At 38.8% G+C, this 16,866-nt stretch carries 14 protein-coding genes; 10 read left to right on the top strand and 4 right to left on the bottom strand.

All coding sequences use genetic code 11. The annotated features are described in order from the left end of the window. The first annotated feature begins 18 nt into the window (after positions 1–18). From fabF to QUF94_RS20570, 3 genes are all read left to right on the top strand, one after another. A complete protein-coding gene (fabF, locus tag QUF94_RS20580) occupies positions 19–1,257 on the top strand; it encodes a beta-ketoacyl-ACP synthase II (RefSeq protein WP_289317465.1) in 1,239 nt (412 codons plus the stop codon). A 132-nt stretch (positions 1,258–1,389) separates the two neighbouring features. Next, complete coding sequence (locus QUF94_RS20575) at positions 1,390–2,160, top strand: DUF2268 domain-containing putative Zn-dependent protease (RefSeq protein WP_289317464.1); 771 nt, start codon at positions 1,390–1,392, stop codon at positions 2,158–2,160. A 108-nt stretch (positions 2,161–2,268) separates the two neighbouring features. Beyond that, positions 2,269–3,024: a YjbA family protein gene (locus tag QUF94_RS20570; protein ID WP_034314514.1), complete on the top strand. Its 756-nt coding sequence runs from the start codon at positions 2,269–2,271 to the stop codon at positions 3,022–3,024. A 35-nt stretch (positions 3,025–3,059) separates the two neighbouring features. Here QUF94_RS20570 and trpS read toward each other — a convergent pair whose 3' ends face one another. Then, positions 3,060–4,046 (bottom strand): tryptophan--tRNA ligase, encoded by a 987-nt coding sequence (trpS, locus tag QUF94_RS20565; protein ID WP_289317463.1) that lies wholly within the window; start codon positions 4,044–4,046, stop codon positions 3,060–3,062. Positions 4,047–4,633: 587 nt separating this feature from the next. Between trpS and QUF94_RS20560 the strand changes: the two genes are divergently transcribed. After that, positions 4,634–5,779 carry a putative glycoside hydrolase gene (locus tag QUF94_RS20560; RefSeq protein ID WP_289318457.1) on the top strand — a complete coding sequence of 382 codons (1,146 nt, stop codon included), beginning with the start codon at positions 4,634–4,636 and terminating at the stop codon, positions 5,777–5,779. Between the two features lie 51 nt (positions 5,780–5,830). On the opposite strand, the gene QUF94_RS20555 is transcribed toward QUF94_RS20560, so the two are convergent. Next, entirely contained in the window at positions 5,831–6,019 is a 189-nt protein-coding gene (locus QUF94_RS20555; RefSeq protein WP_289317462.1) for a hypothetical protein, read from the bottom strand. Between the two features lie 97 nt (positions 6,020–6,116). On the opposite strand from QUF94_RS20555, the gene QUF94_RS20550 reads away from it, so the two are divergent. The 6 genes from QUF94_RS20550 to pepF all read left to right on the top strand — a co-directional run bounded on the left by QUF94_RS20550 (position 6,117) and on the right by pepF (position 14,451). Next, entirely contained in the window at positions 6,117–6,698 is a 582-nt protein-coding gene (locus QUF94_RS20550) for a GNAT family N-acetyltransferase (RefSeq protein ID WP_289317461.1), read from the top strand. Positions 6,699–7,971: 1,273 nt separating this feature from the next. Beyond that, complete coding sequence (spxA, locus tag QUF94_RS20545) at positions 7,972–8,367, top strand: transcriptional regulator SpxA (protein WP_034314502.1); 396 nt, start codon at positions 7,972–7,974, stop codon at positions 8,365–8,367. 478 nt (positions 8,368–8,845) lie between these two features. Further along, entirely contained in the window at positions 8,846–9,514 is a 669-nt protein-coding gene (gene mecA / locus QUF94_RS20540; RefSeq protein ID WP_289317460.1) for an adaptor protein MecA, read from the top strand. Between the two features lie 114 nt (positions 9,515–9,628). Beyond that, positions 9,629–11,137 (top strand): cardiolipin synthase, encoded by a 1,509-nt coding sequence (cls, locus tag QUF94_RS20535; RefSeq protein WP_289317459.1) that lies wholly within the window; start codon positions 9,629–9,631, stop codon positions 11,135–11,137. 96 nt (positions 11,138–11,233) lie between these two features. Next, positions 11,234–12,448 carry a competence protein CoiA gene (locus QUF94_RS20530; RefSeq protein ID WP_289317458.1) on the top strand — a complete coding sequence of 405 codons (1,215 nt, stop codon included), beginning with the start codon at positions 11,234–11,236 and terminating at the stop codon, positions 12,446–12,448. Between the two features lie 185 nt (positions 12,449–12,633). Beyond that, positions 12,634–14,451, top strand: coding sequence for an oligoendopeptidase F (pepF, locus tag QUF94_RS20525; RefSeq protein WP_289317457.1), 1,818 nt, complete (start codon positions 12,634–12,636; stop codon positions 14,449–14,451). 934 nt (positions 14,452–15,385) lie between these two features. Here pepF and QUF94_RS20520 read toward each other — a convergent pair. Together QUF94_RS20520 and QUF94_RS20515 are read right to left on the bottom strand one after the other, a co-directional pair. Then, positions 15,386–16,279 (bottom strand): ClpXP adapter SpxH family protein, encoded by an 894-nt coding sequence (locus QUF94_RS20520; RefSeq protein ID WP_370014242.1) that lies wholly within the window; start codon positions 16,277–16,279, stop codon positions 15,386–15,388. Next, positions 16,276–16,680, bottom strand: a complete 405-nt coding sequence (locus tag QUF94_RS20515; RefSeq protein WP_289317456.1) for a globin domain-containing protein — start codon at positions 16,678–16,680, stop codon at positions 16,276–16,278. The genes QUF94_RS20520 and QUF94_RS20515 overlap by 4 nt, the downstream gene beginning before the upstream one ends. Positions 16,681–16,866: the final 186 nt, after the last annotated feature.

Genomic DNA, 16,866 nt, shown 5'->3' with positions numbered 1-16,866 from the left:
TAGGAAGGAGCCATTTTAATGACTAATCGTCGTGTAGTTGTAACAGGTATTGGAGCAATCTCACCAGTTGGTAATGATGCAGAAACTGGATGGAAGAATATAATCGAGGGGAAATCAGGAATAGGGCCTTTAACTCGTTTGAATGCTGAAGAATTCCCAGTTAAAGTGGCTGCTGAAATCAAGGACTTTGATATAGAGACTTATATTAATCGTAAAGAAGCGCGTAAGATGGACCGTTTTACCCATTATGCAATTGCAGCATCCGTTATGGCCTATAATGATAGTGAGCTGAAAATAACGGATGAAAATGCAGCACGTATCGGGGTCTGGATCGGTTCGGGTATCGGCGGGCTGGAGACTCTTGAGACACAGCATGAAAACTTTTTAAACAGAGGGTATAAACGGGTGAGCCCATTTTTCGTACCGATGATGATTCCGGACATGGCAGCTGGCCAGGTATCTATCTTACTGGGTGCTAAAGGAATCAATTCATGTACGGTAACAGCCTGCGCAACAGGAACAAATTCAATTGGTGACGCTTTTAAAGCCATTCAACGTGGCGATGCCGATGTGATGATCACAGGTGGAGCCGAAGCGCCAATCACAAAAATGTCGGTTGCAGGATTCTGTGCAAATACTGCTTTATCGACCAATCCTGATCCACAAACTGCTAGCCGTCCTTTCGATCTTAACCGTGATGGTTTCGTAATCGGCGAAGGAGCTGGAATCATCGTTCTGGAAGATCTTGAACATGCATTGAATAGAGGAGCCAAGATTTATGCCGAAATAGCTGGTTATGGCTCAACTGGAGATGCCTTCCATATTACCGCTCCGGCACCAGGTGGAGAAGGCGGGGCAAGAGCGATGAAAATTGCTATTGAGGATGCAGGTTTGAATCCGGAAGACATCCAATATGTGAATGCCCACGGAACGAGTACGCCTTACAACGACAAATATGAAACGATGGCAGTCAAAGAAGTCTTTGGCGACCATGCTAATAAACTTGCAATAAGTTCCACTAAATCAATGACAGGCCATATGTTAGGGGCAGCAGGCGGTGTGGAAGCAATATTCACGATTCAGGCAATCAGGGACAGCATTTTGCCTCCAACCATCAATATTGAAACACCAGACCCTGAGTGTGATTTGGACTATGTCCCGAATCAAGCAAGGAAGGGCGAAATCAATGCCGCCATCAGCAATTCACTTGGATTCGGTGGACATAACGCTACTATTCTTTTCAAGAAATATCAATAAAACAAACAGAAGGAAGAGCAGATCTTTTGAGATCTGCTCTTTTTGTGTTGAAGGGAAAATGCAGGATATAAAATGTGTCATTCACCTTTTTTAAATCATACGATAGTCAAAAGAGGCGGAGGTGTATGGGAAATGGGAGTCATTTCAACTGATGAATGGATGAGGAAGGATTTCAACCACCCGGTCCAGATGATGGAAAGACTTAAAAGCACATTCAACAATACGCTTGATGCGGATATGATTTATCATCATTTATTAAAGCATGGCATGTATTCGCCGAATCAAAAAACGAAACTCACATGGGAAAACTTAAAAGAAAATAATGTATGGGAAAAAACACAAAGCCTGTTCACATCTTATAAGAAACTATGGGGAGGGCCTGATGTTCCCATATTTATTTTTCCGCTCATGTCTTCAGGGATATGGAAGAAAACGGTTGAAACGAAGTCAGGGTTGGCATTTGAAGATAAACTATTCCTTTTTTACGACAAGGGTATAGCTGAAAAGGAAATGGAGGCCCTGTTGATTCATGAATATCATCATGTCTGCCGATTGCATCATTTGAAAAAGGACCAAAAAGAATTTACTCTCCTTGATACGATGATCATGGAAGGGCTAGCGGAACGAACGGTGGGTAAATATTTAGGAACAAAATTTTTAGCGAAATGGACTAAGTTATATCAGGAAGATAAACTACGAGAATTTTGGAGCAAACATTTAGAGAAAAAGCACATGATAAAGCGTACAGACCCTCTTCATGATGTGCTTCTGCTTGGAACGAAAGGATACCCATATATGCTTGGATACTGTAGTGGCTATTACCTAGTAAAAAATTACGAAAAACTCTCTGTGAAAAAATCATTCATTATTCAATCTGAAGAATTCTTATCAATAAATAGCTAATATATACGTTCTTTTTTTATTAATCTGTTTTCTAGAATAGGAATAAATTGTATGGTTCCTGCCTATACTGATTGACAAACAGAAATTTGTTTAAGTGAGGGATGAATGATGTTATATCTTCATGATGTATGGGTTAACTGGTTTGAAGGAGAAGAAAACGGCTATAATATTTGTCATTTTCATGAATGGAGGAAGGATGATGGGATCGAACTACTAGATCAAGTTCCTTTGTTGAAAGTGTCATCAACATTGTTCCACTACATAGAAAACGACTTGTCAGAATTACCTAAGCCATTGCTGAATGACGTGTATCAAAAAGCATATGCAAGGAAAAATCATGAACGAATTCAGCTTGACTATTGTTTTATCGTGACTGATGGAAATGGAATTTTAGCTGTTGATACGATAGGGTATCATATTCCAATCAGGAAAAGCAGAATAATTCCCCGGCAGGAACAAATTGTTTATGACATGATAGAAAACCATGATGAGATGGATTACACCTTTACTGAAAAACCTACATCTGAGAAAGAATATCATATTTTGTCGCCGTCTCCCTTATTCATGAATGGGTTGACAAGAAAAGAAAGACAGCTTAAGCAATTACTATTCATGGCCATGGACCAATTATTCACGGCGAAAAATACTGCTGAAATCCGCTATTGGTATACAGAATGGGCCCCTGAAAAATATGAAAGCATTCAAGAAATGGATTTTCAGATAGCTTGGCTGGAGTTATATGAAGAAATGAAGGAGGGCTGGTCAGAGAAGCACCTTCAACTTTGTGAAAATTTGGTGAAGGGGCAGCCTTTTTTTGAGAAGCTTTGGCAAGTGGAAGCTGGCGATAGCCCATCGATATTATGAACAAAAAAAGACGATCCGATGAGGATCGTCTTTTTTTATCTCTTTCTGCCAAGTCCCATGCCATTATACATTTTTCTAATCATTTTATTGGCTTCAATGTTGGCTTTTTCTGCACCGCGGTCCAGAATTTCATCCAATTCAGGCGAATCAATCAATTCATTATAGCGTTCCTGGATTGGTAGGATTTCTCCAAGTACCACATCAGCCAGATCACTTTTAAAGTCGCCATAACCTTTGCCTTCATACATCTCTTCGATTTCTGAATAGGTTTTTCCACTGAAGATGGAGTAAATTGACATCAGGTTGGAAACACCGGCTTTGTTTTCCTTATCGTAACGGACAATACCTTCGGAATCGGTAACTGCGCTCTTGATATTTTTTTCGATTTGCTTCGGATCATCCAATAAGGCAATCGTTGCCTTTTTGTTAGGATCAGATTTGCTCATTTTCTTGGTTGGTTCTTGAAGGGACATGATACGTGCTCCTTCTGTAGGAAGGCTGATTTCCGGGATTTTGAAAATATCATTGTGCTTTTTATTGAAGCGTTCAGCCAAATCGCGTGTCAATTCAAGATGCTGTCTTTGATCTTCCCCGACAGGAACGACATCCGTACCATAAAGGAGAATATCGGCAGCCATCAGCGGCGGGTAAGTAAGAAGTGCTGCTGATACCCCTTCCTTGCCAGCGGATTTGTCTTTAAATTGGGTCATTCTCTCAAGTTCACCAATATAGGATATACTCTGTAAAATCCAGCCTGCCTGAGCATGCGCAGGTACCTCTGATTGAATGAAGATGGTATTCTTTTCAGGATCTAGACCAATGGCCAAATATAAAGCGGCCAAAGTTTTAATGCTTTTCCTTAACTTAAGGCGATCTTGTGGAACTGTAATTGCGTGCTGGTCAACAATACAAAAGAAACATTCATATTCATTTTGTAAGTTAACGAATTGTTTCATGGCTCCGATATAATTTCCTAAAGTAACGGAACCGGATGGCTGAATGCCGGAGAAAATCCTTTTCAACTGCTAGTCACTCCTCTAAATGCGTTTATTGATAAATGGATATTCGCTCTTCATTATTGTAAGGATAAATAGAAAATGAATCCACTTTCTTTGAAAGAAATGTGCGTGAAGCCCATGAAAGGGAACGCTCATTTAAATCTTGTGGAAGGACGTTTTGTCCAGTATCGATGCCATTCTGAGAATACGAATTGTCCACTATAACTGTATTTTAGCATTTATTTATATTAAATGTATAATCGAATCGGCAATCAAGCAAAAGTACGGATTTTCCGTTTCCTTTTTTTGATTATGGAAGAAATGAAAGACTCAAGGAAAATCAAACCGTTTACTATATTTCACTATGAGCAGAGGATTTTAGGGAAGGATACATACAAGGGAATACAGTGCCGAGGAACGTATTTCCACCTATGGGTTTTAAGATATAAACTTTGTAAGGCGGAGTTTTTTAATTATTTTTAATATATAGGAGTAAAATTAATTGTTTGTGGTATTAAAGAAAGGGGTTTATTATATTTGTTGAATATTGATGACTGATGGCGAATGAGGTGGAGAAAATGAAACCAATGTGTAAATGGTTGATGACAGGTATGTGCATATTCCTGATTCAACAGCCAGTTCATGCGGAAGGCATGAACGAAACCAGGCAGGTAGCATTAGAAAATAAAGATTTGCCTGAGAGCGTACCGCGTTTTGTTTTTGATTCGGGGTTGAAATTCGACTATCCAGATGCTGTGCGCGGAATATATGTGACAGGGCCTGCAGCGGGTGGCAGTAAAATGAATGAACTTGTTAAATATGTAGATGAAACCGATTTGAATGCGATGGTCATTGATATTAAGGATGACTTGGGGAACGTTACGTATCAAACCGAAGATCCCGATTCTCCATATGCTGGGATTGGTAAAGACTACATAAAAAATCCAAGGGCAATGCTGAAAAAAATGGAGGATAAACAGATTTATCCGATTGCAAGGGTAGTCGTTTTTAAAGACTCCCTTCTGGCCAAAGAGAAGCCTGAATTGTCTTTTTTAGATGACGAAAAGATATGGAAGAATGGTCGAGGGGAAGCTTTCGTTAACCCATTCTTAAAAGAGGTGTGGGATTATAATGTCGGTATTGCCATTGAAGCTGCAAAGATGGGTTTTAAAGAAATTCAATTTGACTATGTCCGTTTTCCCGAAGGATTCGAAAATAAAGAAGATGATTTGAAATATGATGTCGGTGAATATGATGAAGCGAAAGTAAGTCATACAGCCAAAAGGGTTCAGGCGGTGACGGATTTCGTAAGTTATGCGAGGAAACAACTGGAGCCATATGGTGTAGAAGTATCAGTGGATATTTTTGGATATGCTGCCACATTGCCTGAAGCTCCCGGAATTGGGCAAAACTTCACAAAAATCTCTGAGAATGTCGATGTAATTTCCTCCATGATCTATCCAAGTCACTGGACATCTTATTTTGGTATCGATAAGCCTGATTTGGAGCCGTATGATCTCGTTAAGGAATATGCGAAATTGGAGAACGGGAAGCTGAAGGAATTAAAAACGCCACCTACTTCAAGACCTTGGCTACAAGATTTTACTGCCTCATATTTAGGGGAGGGGAATTATCAAAGGTATGGTAAGGAAGAAGTGGAAGCCCAAATAAAAGCATTGAATGATAATGGTATTGATGAATACTTATTATGGAATGCAGCAAATCGATATACAAAGGGAGTAGACTATACCCCATGAAAAAATGGATGACCTAGGAATATCCTTCCGGTCATCCAATTTCTCTCTGAATTACCGCTTTTTATTCCCGCCAACTTGACTCCATCCTGACTGAATTCGTTTCGATTGATCGAAAATATGAGAGTGACGTTTCCCGCCAAACCATTTTTCGCCGATGCCATTCGTCACAACGCCATTCACAGCTGTAATACCAATAACGCAAGCAGCGACTAAAAAAAAGTCGATAAAGTAACTGATCATCCAAACCCCTCCTAATATTTTCAAGCTATTTAAGTTCCATTGTAGTGGATAAGAAAAAATCTGGAAAGTATAAACTAGCAGATGAGGAGATTAAATTATGAATTGGTATGAAAAATTAAACCAGTATTTCCCTATTGAAGAAATGAAGTCCAAAGAACATATAGAAGTTCTTTTAGAAGATAAGCAGGAAATATATAAAAAGGATGAAGGTCCCGACCATGTTTTATTGTATGTGGAAGGGGAAGAGTTTATATTCGTTGATTACCTATTTGTATCAAAGAATTCAAGGGGGCAGGGACTAGGAAGGAAATTGATTCAAAAATTGCAAAAAAAGCAGAAAACGATTTTGCTGGAAGTCGAACCAGTACAAGAAAATGATGATGATACATTTAAAAGGCTGAAATTTTATAAAAGGGAAGGATTCCATCATGCTTCTTCGATTTCCTACAGCAGAAAATCGCTTGCCACCAAAGAGAACACCCCTATGGAAATCTTATATTGGCCGGCAAATCCATCTGTTGATGAAGAAGACGTATTTGATTTCATGAAAGAGATTTATTCTGAAATCCATACTTACAAAGATGATGACCTTTATGGGAAATCTTATCAAGATGTAGAGGATGTACTAAGCTTGAATGCAGGTCAGGAAACGGATATTTTTAAAGAGATGGAAGTTTGAGAAAAAAGGGCCGGTTGTTCACCGGTCCTTTTTAGTTTGTTGAAACAAGTACGGTAAAGGAAGAAAAATTGCGTGAACGGACGAAAAAACAGCTCAGGCTAACGAAAAAGTAAAAGTGCTACAGCCTACAGCAGAAAACAACCGGAACTTTTTTTAGAAAAATTGAGAGAGAGAAACTGTCTATTCTTAGAATTTGTCGATGAAAGGAGGTCCGGAATGGTTTTACCCCGAACCATGTTTTTTTAATAGAAGACTTGGTAAACCTTCGATTTTTACTTTTTTTTAAGGATGTAACCCTCAATATATTAAAGGAATTTGCGATAATCCAGCCGAAAAACTCGCGCTAGCCGAGCCTCCGCTAGATGCTTGCGACGAGGAGCCTTGGCTGACAGTCGGCGCATATGGAGCGGTTCACTGAAATCAACTGAATGTTTTTTGAGAGTTTGTTAAAATAGAGCGTTGATTTCCACTCCAGGCACTCGCTTTCCGAGGGCGGTCCGCCCGCGGCACTCTTTGCGCATGTGGGGTATCCCTTGGCTACGCTTTCCCCGCAGGAGTCTCGTACCTTCCGTTCCAATTCCAATCAACTGGAATGTTTTTTTAGAAAATACAGGGAGATATGGTTTTCCTCCCCCACAGACGCTTGCCGCTAGGAGCCTCGGCTGACAGTCGGGGGATATGGAGTGGATTTCTGAAATTGAACTGAACGTCTTGCAAATAAAAAACTGCAGGCAAACTCGCTTTCTTATGCATTTATTGCAGAAAACTGAATATCTATAACTTCTTGGATGGTAGATTGTTCCCTTATTGCTGATTCTTTTGAATTACCTTTTTTACTTTTGGAATTATATGTGCTAAAAGAATGGTTTTTCTTGTAAAAAGGAGGAATTTGCTTTTTGTTAAAGAAAATATATTAACAAGATCTTGTTTATTGACAAGGAATGGGGGTAAATAAAAGTAACGAGCTAATTAAAAAACATGAGGGCCGAATTGAGAGTTAAATGAGAATGATAGGTAGGTATTTTCAATTAGAAAAAGTCGATTTAATGTATTACATAAAAAAACGAAATAGCTATAGTACAGGCTAAACCAGAAGTTTAAAAGGATTTTTTCAAATATCAAAAAGGGTATTCATTTTAAATAAATTAGTGTATAATAAAGAATATGAAATACTTATTTAAAATTATTTCAAATTAGAGTGGTACTTATGAATACTAATAGTAGATTTCTCCTCATAGATCACCGATTCTATATTTAGGGAGTGTGAGTAAACATGGTAACATTATATACATCACCTAGTTGTACTTCATGCAGAAAAGCAAAAGCATGGTTAGAGGAACATGAGATTGGATATAAAGAAAGAAACATTTTTTCAGAACCGTTGACGATTGATGAGATAAAAGAAATTCTTCGAATGACAGAAGATGGCACCGATGAAATCATTTCAACACGGTCAAAAACTTTCCAAAAGTTAAACGTGAATTTAGAGAGCCTGCCTCTTCAAGAATTATATAAATTGATCAAGGAAAACCCAGGACTGTTGAGACGTCCAATTATCCTTGACGAGAAACGGCTTCAAGTTGGTTATAACGAAGATGAGATAAGACGCTTTTTACCACGTAAAGTTCGTACCTTCCAGTTACGGGAAGCACAACGTATGGTCAACTAATAAGGTCTTTCAAGCTCTGCCAGGAATTGTGCAGGGCTTTTTCTTTATACATAACCGATTTTTCACCTTAATAACCGGGCATGACCGAATCCATAGGCGACAGACGTTTGGCATTTTCAGCAAGTCCCTATGACCGGTCATCATTTAAAGATAAAATAAGAATGCTACTCCCCACGCCATGTATAATAATAAGGCATATACTACAGTAAGATTAAATTTGAAGAAAGCATTGTGATAGTTGCATGCGGATGAATTTTTTTATAGAATGAATGGAATATTAGGCAAACAATTGTTTTTTAGATAAGTAATGTTTTTTATTTCCCTTCTTCAAGGTTTTGTCATAAAATGATGTAAAATAGTCTGTTTTAATGGCTATCATGATTTACAGTATTCACTTACGGGTAAAGAGCTTTTAAGAGCAATTTTCGCTTGGGGGTTATTATCCCTTCAAAATGAGAAAGGAAGGGAGAGGGGAATCATGGAAATCGAACGCATTAATGATGATACAGTGAAATTTTATATTTCCTATATAGATATTGAGGAAAGAGGCTTCGATCGCGAAGAAATTTGGTACAGTCGCGAGAGAAGTGAGGAGCTTTTTTGGGAAATGATGGATGAAGTGCATCAAGAAGAAGAATTCATGATTGAAGGCCCTTTATGGATTCAAGTTCAAGCCCTTGAAAAAGGCTTGGAAGTTTTGGTCACAAAAGCCCAGCTTGCCAAAGATGGTCAGAAACTCGAGCTGCCTCTTTCAGATGATAAGTTAAAGGATTTTAATGTATCAGATAAGATGGATACGCTTCTTGATCAACATTTCCATGGTAAGGATGAAGAAAGCGGTATGACATTCGAAGATGGTATGATTGAATTCATCACGACGTTCGATGATTTTGAGGATGTCATTTCATTAAGTAAGCGTCATGGATTGGATGACTGGACGACAAAACTTTATGTTTATCAAAATAAATATTATCTTTATATCGAATTTTCCGAGGCGGAGATTGATGAGGAAGAAATCGATAATGTACTAAGTCTTTTATTGGAATATAGTCAGGAGTCACCAATAACGGTGCACATGCTTGAAGAGTACGGGAAAATAGTTATCGAAAATGATGTATTCACAACGGTCGATAAATATTTCGCATAGACTGTTGAGGCCGATTTCTACTGAAATCGGCCTTTTCGTCCTAGAATAAATTTTTTACCTTAGGCAGGGAGGTTTTTTACATGTGCCTGTGTTTGTTAATTGGAGGTAGTCTAGGTGAAGAATATAGTTGGCATCGGTCTGCTTATTCTCTTGTTGGTCGGAACTTGGTATTTTCTAACAAATGACGTCAGTGGCGGGCTGATTTTTTATTCTAGCCTTATATTGACCCTTTTGTTGGTGATAATTGGTTTTATCATTTTCCTGGAAAATCGGGATCCTATACAGACCATTACATGGCTTGTTATTTTTGGCGCTTTCCCATTCATCGGTTTCTTATTTTACTTTTTGTTTGGCCGTAATTTTCGGAAAGAAAGGATATTTCGCAAGAAGTACTTTTTGGATAAGCAAAGATTCGTGAAATTAAGCGGCGAAGCGGAATATAATGATCGAATTAAGGAAATGGGCGAGAACTCTCAGCAATTATTCACTCTTGCAAATAGGCTAGGGAATAGCCCTATTTCATTTACGACCGAAACCCGGATTTTAAGGAATGGTAAGGAGACATTTTCCAATATCATCGAAGAATTAAAAAAAGCCAGACATCATATTCATTTAGAATATTATATTGTTAGGGATGACCGCATTGGCGGTGTGCTAAAGGATGTCTTGATACAAAAAGTAAGAGAAGGGGTAAAAGTCCGTTTTCTCTATGATGCGGTTGGTTCATGGAAGTTAGCTCGCTCTTATATCGATGAACTGAAGAATGTAGGAGTCGAAATGGTTGCCTTTGGTCCGTTGCATCTCCCTTTATTAAATAATAAATTCAACTTTCGTAATCACCGTAAAATAATTGTGATAGATGGCTCTGTCGGTTTCATCGGTGGCCTCAATATTGGAGATGAATATTTGGGTCATGATCCGAAATTCGGTTCTTGGCGTGATACGCATCTTATCGTGAAAGGGGAAGCGGTCAGGACTTTACAGATCATATTTCTGCAGGATTGGTATTATAGCACCAATAATAGCTTTTTAACGGATGAATATCTCTTGACTGGCGTGCCGGTCCATCATGATCATGGTGGAGTTCAATTGATTGGCGGCGGGCCTGATAGTGAGTGGACGATCATTAAGAGCATTTTTTTTAAGATGATCACTTCTGCAGAAAAGTCCGTCTGGATTGCCTCACCCTATTTCGTTCCTGACGACGATATCTTTCAAGCATTGAAGGTAGCTGCTTTAAGTGGTTTGGATGTCAGGCTGCTGGTCCCAAAGAACCCCGATAAGCATATAGTGTTTCATGCTTCGAGAACCTATTTTCCCGAATTGCTTGCTTCGGGAGTTCGTATATTCCAATATAATGAGGGCTTCATGCATAGTAAAATCATCATCGTTGATGACCAACTGGCTTCAATTGGGACAACCAATATGGATATGAGAAGCTTTCACTTGAATTTCGAAGTCAATGCCTTTCTCTACCGGACGGAAAGTACACAACAGCTTGTGAATGATTTTTTGGAAGATATAAAGGTATCCCAAGAGGTGGAAATTGTTGCATTTTCCAAACGGAATTTCGGGTTGAAAGTATTGGAATCCACTTGCCGATTGCTTTCACCCCTTCTATAGAAATTAACTTTCCTTTATGCCGATCTGGCATTTTTTTTATTAAAAGGAAGGGATCCTTAGCGATGCAAGCGAATGTAGTGGATGAGGAGGAGATGTATGCTAACTGCGATAAAGAAAGATGGGACTTGGATGACCCTTCCTGAAAGGATACCGGCAAACGTGCTTGCTGAATGGAGAAAGTCAGCAAATTATTACTGTCCGTGCTGCAAGATGGAAATGTCCATCAAAGCAGGAAACGTCAGGATCCCGCATTTCGCCCATAAAAATAATTCTTCATGCCGTGCTTCTTCAGAACCGGAATCCGCCTATCACTTAATGGGAAAAAGAAAATTGTTTCAGTGGTTTTTATCACACGGCTATCAAGTGGATTTAGAAGCCTACTTTCCCGAAATTAAGAAAAGGGCTGATATCTTAGCTACGATAGGGGGGAATCGCTATGCAATAGAATTTCAATGCTCCGTAATCCCGGAGGTTGAATTCATTGAACGGACAAGAGCCTATCAAAGCGTAGGCATCAAGCCAATCTGGATCCTCGCTGCAAAACGCTTAAAAAGGAAAAGCATGTATGAATTCAGTTTATCCCGCTTCCAATGGCTCTTTGTCAGCGGCAGCTGGCACCATCCGTTTCTTTGGATGTATTGCCCGGAAACTAATCATTTATCAGTATTGAAGAACCTCACTCCTTTCACCCCTAGAACCGTATTTGCCGAATTGACTTCAGCTTCCTTAACACTCCTTCCCCCTAGTCGGGCATTGCCCCAAAACAGCTTTCGTTTCCCTTTTCTGCCTGCTTGGAGATATAAACGAAAAGACTGGTCCCTCCATCGTGTGAAAACTGCACGTAGAACCGATCCTTTTTTCGAAGAACTGTATTTACATCATATTACACCTGCGACAATTCCCATTGAAGTGGGTGTTCCAGTTAGAGGGATGCTTTTGATCGAAACAGCCCCGATTGAATGGCAGGCATGGTTTTACATGGATGTGTTTCAAGAGAAAAAAATAGGGGAAAAGATTTTCATGGCGAATATTATCCACTTTTTTAAGAAGCGTTCAAAAAAAGGGGAAATAAAGTTCAGGCCGTTGCCATTGCTTCATGAAAAACCACCCTTGGAGTACCCTGTAGGTCAATACATTAAGTTATTGGAGCACATGGGTTACATATCAAAGTTGGAAGAGGGGGTTTTTAAAGTTGAGAAGGAATTTTCCCTTCCCTTCACCAGTGATCAAGTTCAAATGATGGAAAAATTTTTCTATGAAAAGCATAAGTTGATGATGGAAAAGGGGAATATCCAGTATAATCAGGGATAACATCCCTATTTATCTTGAATTCAGATGAAATGGCAGGATTATTTTTGTTAATGGAGAAATAGTAATAAGAACGAGATTTAAAAACTTTTAGAAAGCATGAATGCCGTATGGATCATTGCAGCGTTCAATCCGGTTTAATGAGTTAGCTGATTGGCGAGTTTTCTATAGAATGGAGAGGAATTTTTATGACACAGGAAACAAAAGTGAATGCATTACCCTCAAGAAGTGAAATAGCTGCAGAGGATACTTGGAGACTGGAAGATATCTTCGCCACCGAAGAAGATTGGGAAGCTGCCTTCAAAGTAGTGAAGGAAGACCTCAAGAAAGCGGAGGCACATAAAGGGACGTTGGGCGAAAGCGCAGAAAAATTATTTGCAGCCCTTCAACTCCAAGATGAAGTATTCGAGAAGCTAGGGAAAGTTTATTCTTATTCACATATGCGCAATGACCAAGATACAACCAATCCTTTTTACCAAGGGATGGAGGATCGGGCCAAAGCTTTATATGCCCAGGCAGCAGCTGCGTTTTCATATATGGTTCCTGAGTTATTGAGTATTGACGAAAGCAAAGTGGAAGGGTTTTTGGAAGAAAAAGAAGAATTGAAATTATATAAACATTCTTTAGAGGAAATTAATCTTCAGAGACCCCATATCTTATCTGCCGAGCAGGAAGAATTATTGGCACAAGCATCAGAAGTACTCGATTCATCAGGCAATACTTTCGGTATGCTTAACAATGCTGATTTGAAATTCCCGACCATCAAGGATGAAGAGGGAAATGAAGTGGAAATAACTCACGGAAGGTATATCCGTTTTCTTGAGAGCGATGATCGACGTGTACGTGAGGAGGCATTTAAAGGGGTATACAGCAAGTATGGTGAGTTCCGTAATACGTTTGCTTCAACCCTGTCAGGAGAGGTGAAAAACCATAATTTCAATGCCACAGTACGAAAATATGATTCAGCACGCCAAGCGGCATTAAGTAGCAATAACATTCCGGAGACCGTATATGATAATCTCGTTAAAACGGTCAATGACAACTTGCCTTTACTGCACCGTTATCTTGATTTACGTAAAAAAGTACTCGAATTAGATGAACTTCATATGTATGATCTATTCACTCCTCTTGTAAAAGAAGTGAAGATGGAAGTGACATATGAGGAGGCCAAAGATTATGTCCTAAAGGGTCTTGCTCCGCTTGGTGAGGACTATTTGAATGTTTTGAAAGAGGGATTTGAAAACCGTTGGGTCGATGTACATGAAAACGTAGGGAAACGAAGCGGTGCCTATTCTTCTGGTACATACGGGACGAATCCATATATTTTAATGAACTGGCAAAATAACGTCAATAACCTATTCACGCTCGTTCATGAGTTTGGGCATTCGGTCCATAGCTACTATACGCGTAAATACCAGCCATACCCATACGGGAATTATTCGATATTTGTAGCGGAAGTTGCATCGACTTGTAATGAAAACCTGTTGAATGATTATTTACTGAATACAATCGAAGAAGAAAAGAAACGCATTTATTTATTGAATCACTATCTAGAAGGTTTCCGTGGAACATTGTTCCGCCAAACGATGTTTGCAGAGTTTGAACATACCATTCATCTTAAAGCTCAAAATGGGGAAGCATTGACAGCGGATATGCTCACTAAGGAATATTATGAGCTGAACAAGAAATACTTTGGCGAGAATGTGAGCATCGATGAAGAAATCGGTTTGGAATGGGCACGTATTCCACATTTCTATTATAATTACTATGTTTATCAATATGCGACCGGAATCAGTGCAGCAACAGCTTTAAGCAAGCAAATCCTTGAAGAAGGAGAGCCTGCTGTCAAAAGGTATCTGGAGTTCTTGAAATCTGGAAGTTCTGATTATCCGATTGAAGTACTCAAAAAGGCTGGCGTCGATATGACAAAAGCCGAGCCTGTACAAGATGCCATGAATGTATTCGAAGAAAAATTAAATGAGTTGGAAGAGCTTTTGAATAAATAGGATGTGAAAGGGACCCGAATGGCTTCGGGTTCCTTTTCATCTAATATGGATATCCGTTATAATCCTTTAAAACGGTTTCTCTGATTTAAGCTGTGAAGAATAATGAAGAAAACAAAAAATAAAATAGGGGAGGTAAAATACAGAGGAATGAGGTTCATGATACCGAGTAGCTGGACGAATAGCGACCCTATCAAGAGTATAAGTAGAATAAAGCCTTTCAATTTGGCCACCTCCAACCTGGCAGCAGGATAAAAGATCATCTGCTTTTTTATTAGATTTTATGTTTGAAAATAAGCAGTATTCTAAGAATATGACAATAATGTGAAATTGCGCACAAGTTCTTGCAATTAATGTGTATAATCTGCTATAGTACAGATATAGAAGTTATCACATCCCAAACATATACCCCTTTGTTTGCTCGTCGTGAAATTTCTCCCATCCCCTTTTTCGTATAAATAGATGAAAACCCCAGCAAATTTAGCGATTTGCCGGGGTTTTTCATTTGCTGATAAATTAAACGGGTTGAATTGATGCCGGTTATAACAAAAGTAGCAAGTTTAGATAATGAAAAATAAAGATATAATCAGTGTTGTGATATTTTTCACAATTAAATTCATACCATTTCTATATCATATATCAAAAGCACTTATACCGTTAAAGCAAAATGAGGCTCTTATTTTGCTAGATACGAGAAGGGGTTATCATAATTGGAAAATATATATTGTGAACAATTTGTGAAAAGTTGCACATATAGTTGAAACATAAATGTGTAATCTGTTATATTATTTATTGTGAAGTGAATCACAAACAAACTTATACCCCTTTGTTTGATCGTGAAAAAATTTCTCCCATCCCCTTATTTCTTATAAAAAAACCATGCAATCGTTGATTTGCATGGTTTTTCCCTTTTTAAACAACAAAGAAGCAGTCAAATTCATGACTGCTTCTTTGTATATCTCCAAAACGTCCCATATTTAGCCGGAATTTTCTCTGCCAACTGTTTTAAAACAAGTTTCTTCATTTCTAACTCGACGTTATTCTTGTTCATATTATAAACCGTTTCGATTTCCTTTGTGGCCACTAGTTTGAAACAGCTTAAAAACTCTTCAAGGGAGGGTGGTTTGGCAGGGGCGGGAAGGCCATTCAGCATATCTTCTAAAATTTGAACATATACCTCGTAAGAATAGACACCCGAAACTTTTATTCCCTCTTCTTCAATATTTTGATTGAAAAAGACAAGGGAAGGGATTTCAGTCACTTCCATTTCGCTGGTGATTTTCATGTCACATTGAAAACCCTTGGCTGCACTGGAAGAATTGATGTCATAAAGGAATTCCTCCACATCCAATCCAACCGTCTTGGCACACTCGGTCAAGACTTCAATATTGGATATATCCCTTTTTCCTATGAATACATATTCTTGAAGCTGCCTTAAAAAGCGAATGGCCAATTTACGGCCCTGCAATTCCGCTGCTTTTATTGCGATGGAAGCTGTATATGGAGAAGAGATCGGGTTTTCAGACCAAAGACTTCCGTCACAGGACATTCCCGAGCGGCTGGCTGTCTTTTCCCAAACTTGAGCAAGGTTTTCATAATTTTTATTTTTCCCCATATTAAGAGAATCGATTTTACCGCTTAAAACATGGCGTAAACTGAATAATTGACCATATTCTATCTGTAATTTCCTAATAATCGGTTCTAAGCCCCAGCATTCGGGACAAAGCGGATCAACAAAAACATAAATTTCAATTGGCTTTTTTCCTATATCATAGCAATGCTGTGTCTTGATCCAATCGGAAATATTGAAAACTGGTTTATGTGCGCTCAACTGTCTTCTCCTTTCCCGTCAGTTCCGGATGTATTGATCATATGCTGTGCCGTTAAATAAAGGCGGTGATAGAAAAATTCCCTAATTTCACCCTCAAGGCCCACTTCGTCCATAGCTTGATACATGCATGAGAGCCATGCTTTCGCACGATCTGGTGTAATTTCAAAAGGTATATGTCGAGCCCGCAACATAGGATGGCCATGCTCTTCCGTATATAAAGAGGGACCACCTAAATATTGAGTCATAAATTGTTTTTGCTTACGGACCGTTTCAGTTAAATCGTCAGGGAAAATCGGCTGCAGATCCGGGTGTTGACTAACGTTGGAGTAAAACACATCAATTAACCTGTGTAATTGCCCTTCTCCAATTAATTCATATGGTGTAGGGTTCCCTTGCATCATGTTGATTACTCCTTTTAAAGAAAGATGTTTGATATTTATTCATATTTTATCAATGACGTCCTGATATAACAAATATATAGCTTGAAGAAAATTTTACATCTGTAGTATGACACAGGGGAATGTACGGGATAGACCGCTTTTTAGGTAGCTTTAACATTTTGTCCAGCGGTTTCCGAAATATGTAGA

Origin of the sequence: Peribacillus sp. NJ4 (genome assembly GCF_030348345.1) — a bacterium.
Classification (GTDB): Bacteria; Bacillota; Bacilli; order Bacillales; family DSM-1321; genus Peribacillus.
The sequence above is the reverse complement of the archived record's forward strand: the minus strand, read 5'-3'. Positions and strand labels throughout refer to the sequence as shown.